Consider the following 3,768-nt stretch of genomic DNA (forward strand, 5'->3'; position numbering starts at 1 on the left):
AGCGGGCCTGCGCGGCAAGCTCGGCATCGCCAGCATACTCACCGGGCAGCTCTGCGTGGAACTGGAAATCACGCCCAAAGCCGAACCGGTGGATCCGGCCTCCCTCGTGCCCTACAAAGGCTCCCCGCAGATCCCCACCAGGCTCTCTTCCCTGGATGCGGCGCTCAACACCCTGAAGGATATCCCCATTCAGGAAATTCTCTACGACGTGGTGGGCAGCGTGCAGAAAATGAGCGACCAGATAGGCGCTCTCGACCTTTCCGGACTCGTGGCCAGCCTGCGCGACACGAGCGACGCCGTGCGCGAGGAAGTGCGGCGCTTCGGCTCGCTCCAGGAAAGCGCGGGCGGCACGCTCCAGGCCTACAGCCGCCTCGCCTCTTCCATGGAAAAAGACATACGCGCCACCCTCTCCCGCGTGAACCATACGCTGGAGAGTATCAACACCCTTGCCGGCACCTCGGACAAAGTCATGCAGGAAGCCCAGGGCGCCATGCGCGGCATACGCAAAAGCGCCGACACGGCAGGCAGCCTCTTCAGCGAGGATTCCGCGCCCGTCCTGGAATTCAGCGAAACCATGCTCTCCCTCCGCAGGGCGGCGCAGGCCCTTTCCGAGCTGGCAACCCTGCTGGAAATCAAGCCCAACGCCCTCATCTTCGGGAGGAACCAGTAATGAAAGCCCTCTTCTCCGCCCTCGCCCTCTCCGCGCTCCTCGCGGGCTGCACCCTGCCCTCCCAGTCCTTCCCCGAAGTGCGCTACTATGTTCTCACGCCCCTCGCTCCTTCCGCGCCCGCGCCCTCAGTCACGGCCCCGGGCGCACCGGATATCGGCGTCATTCCCGTGATGCTGCCAGGCTACCTTACCCGGCCGCAGATAGTGCTGCGCGAAAAAGACGGCGTGAACCTCGATATCCATGAATTCGACCGCTGGGGTGAGGCGCTTTCCATGGGCATTTCCCGCGTGATGTGCGACAATTTCTCCGCGCGGGGCGTCTCCGCCGTGAGCCTGCGCACGGGCACCAAGGTGGACAAAAAGCTCATGCTCGACGTGCGCCGCTTCGACGGCCCCCTGGGGGGCGACGTGGTGCTCGACGTGGTATGGACGCTGCAGAAGGACGGCGAGGTACTCATGTCCGGCCATGTGCTGAAAAGCCGCGCCGCAGGCGACAGCCTCAAGACCATGGTGGACGCCCAGTCCCTCCTGCTCAGGGACTTTGCGGACGAACTCGCCCCGAAGCTGCGCTGAAGGCCCCTGCGAGGCCTGTGCAAGCCGGACGCCGGAACCGCGACTCCCCAAAGGCAAAACGACATTCTGCCGGTCCCTGCCCCGAAAGGGCACAAGGACCGGCTTTTTCATGCCGGGACAGCCCCGCCGGGGAAAAGCGCGCGGGGCACCGGAACCTTCCGCCGAGCTCACACAAAAAGGCCCCGCAGCCCGGCGGCAGCCGGAGAAGGGCACGCTCTCCAGGAACCGGAAGCGGACTGACCTCAACACCTGCTAAAACTCGGAAAAGGCGCCCGCGTGCGGGAAAAGCTTACTTGCTGATAAGGGTAACTTCACCGCATAGAAGAAATCCCCGCGCGTGCGGAAACATCGCAGGCGTGCGCGGATTCGGCACATGCAGGAGAAGCCCGCCCCGTGCGTGAGAAAAATCCGGGCCGCCCCGCTTTTCCGGGCCGCGTCGTCCCGGAAAAGCCCTCTCCGGCCCTAGCCGAAGAGAAGATGGGTGCCGTTGCCGAGTATCTCGTCGACCTCCGCGTCGGAAAAGCGCGTCCTGCGCTGGAGGGCGTCGATTTCATCCTGCGGATCCATGATGGGATAGTCGGTCCCGAACACCAGGCGCTCGCGCGGGTGCTTCTTCAGGATAGCCCGCAGCACGTCGCCGGGAATCTCCTTCATGCAGGAGGAGGTATCCATCCACACATCGCGCCCGGCAAGGGCGTCCAGGGCATACTTCCACTGCCGGAACCCGCCGAGATGGGCGGCTATGACGTTGAGGCGGGGGAAGGCGTCCAGAATGGCGGCCATTTTGTAGGGGCAGGAAGGGTTCTCTTCCGGCGGCAGGGAATCGCCTATATGGATAAGAAAGATAAAATCTTTCTGTGCCTCCTCGAACATGGGGAAAAGCCTTTTGTCGTCCAGCCGGAAATGCTGGAAATCCGGATGCAGCTTGATGCCGCGCACGCCGGAGGCGCGCAGTTTGTCGAGCTCCTTCTTCCAGTCCGCACAGTCGGGGTGCAGGGAGCCGAAGGCCGTGATGCGGGGATAATTGTTCTGCAGATAGCAGGCGTAGGCGTTGCAGGGCCGCACCTGAAGCGCGCTCGTGGCCGCGCACAGCGCCACGCAGTGATCGATGCCCGCGCGCCCCGCGCGAAGGAGCAGATCTTCCGGCGTGCCCTTGCAGCGGCAGAAGAGCCTGTAGTGCTCCGCAAGCTTCATTTTCGCCTTTTCGGCGATGCGGGGGTGGAAAACATGGGTATGGAAATCGACGAACATGCTGGGGACCGACGGGAAAGCGCCCGGCCGGGGCCGGACAGAAAAACGGGAAAAAACGCAGAGGCTTCCGCCCCCTGCGGGGGATGCTAGCCCAGGGCGGCGGCAATGGCAAGGCCTTGCCGGAAAAAGACGGACAGGGAAAGACTGCTCGCCCCCTCCCCCCTCGGGGGATGGACTGCCCCGGCCCCTTTCCCATGCAGGGGGGAAGAAAATAGGGAGGCCGTCTTGCCGGATAAGTGCTCGCCCTTTCCCATGCCCCTGCGGGAAAAACCGAAGGCCCCGTACTTTCCCTTTCATTCCCCGCCCTCTTCCCTGCCGTACCCTGCCCGCACTAAAAAAAACCTCCCGGCGCCTTCCCGGCAGCTTTCCGCCTGCGGAAGACGAAAAAACCTCCCGCGCGGCCCGCACCTTTCCTCAGGGCCGGCACAGGCGGACGGGCAGGGAAATGCCGCTGCGGCACGATTCTTGCAGAAAAAATATTCTCCAGAGAAAAAGAGGGTGCAGCATCATTGTCAAAGTCGAGAACTGGCATTACAAGTATAAAAAAACGGCGGGGGTGGCGACAAGCCTCCGGCGGAGCCTGCCGTTTCACCTGTGGCCGCCCGGCCCGAGCCGGGCCTTTCTCCGTTTGAGTGAGTCATCATAAGCAGCCATGGAGGCAGCTTTGAACCAGTTTTCCCGCAATATTCTGCTGTGGAGTATCATTGCCGTTGCCATGATCTCCCTCTTCAGCATGTTCAATGAACCGGGGGGCGGCACGCAACATTCCGTCGCCTACAGCACTTTCCTTTCGCAGGTGGAAAACGGCGAAGTGGGTCAGGTAGTCATTGAGGACCGCAACATCACCGTGAGCACGCACGACGGCCGCACCTACTCCACCTACGCCCCCAACGACCCGAACCTCATCCAGAGCCTCAAGGACAAAAACATCCTCATCGACGTGAAAAAGCCCGAGGAAACTCCGCTCGCCATGTCGGTGTTCATCTCCTGGTTCCCCATGCTGCTGCTCATCGGCGTATGGATCTTCTTTGCAAGGCAGATGCAGGGAGGAGGCGGCAAGGCCATGTCCTTCGGCCGTTCCCGCGCGCGCATGCAGGATCAGAACCAGGTGGGCAAGGTCACCTTCGCCGACGTGGCGGGCGTGGACGAAGCCAAGGAAGAGCTTGCGGAAGTGGTGGAATTTCTCTCCAACCCGCGCAAGTTCACGCGCCTCGGCGGCCGCATCCCCAAGGGCGTGCTGCTCGTCGGGCCTCCCGGCACCGGCAAGACGCTGCT

4 protein-coding genes are annotated in these 3,768 nt (G+C 62.9%); 3 read left to right on the forward strand and 1 reads right to left on the reverse strand.

The window, feature by feature from the left end:
- The coding region (locus tag K8W16_RS10490; RefSeq protein ID WP_304123437.1) for a hypothetical protein at positions 1–670 on the forward strand (670 nt) is incomplete at its 5' end.
- Positions 670–1,242: a membrane integrity-associated transporter subunit PqiC gene (locus K8W16_RS10495; protein ID WP_304123440.1), complete on the forward strand. Its 573-nt coding sequence runs from the start codon at positions 670–672 to the stop codon at positions 1,240–1,242. The genes K8W16_RS10490 and K8W16_RS10495, both read left to right, overlap by 1 nt.
- A 462-nt stretch (positions 1,243–1,704) precedes the next feature.
- On the opposite strand, the gene K8W16_RS10500 is transcribed toward K8W16_RS10495, so the two are convergent.
- Positions 1,705–2,493 carry an amidohydrolase family protein gene (locus tag K8W16_RS10500; RefSeq protein WP_304123443.1) on the reverse strand — a complete coding sequence of 263 codons (789 nt, stop codon included), beginning with the start codon at positions 2,491–2,493 and terminating at the stop codon, positions 1,705–1,707.
- A 664-nt stretch (positions 2,494–3,157) separates the two neighbouring features.
- On the opposite strand from K8W16_RS10500, the gene K8W16_RS10505 reads away from it, so the two are divergent.
- A partial coding sequence (locus K8W16_RS10505) for an ATP-dependent metallopeptidase FtsH/Yme1/Tma family protein (protein WP_304123446.1) occupies positions 3,158–3,768 on the forward strand: 611 nt, incomplete at its 3' end.

Source organism: Mailhella massiliensis (assembly GCF_020741395.1).
Classification (GTDB): Bacteria; Desulfobacterota; Desulfovibrionia; order Desulfovibrionales; family Desulfovibrionaceae; genus Mailhella; species Mailhella massiliensis_A.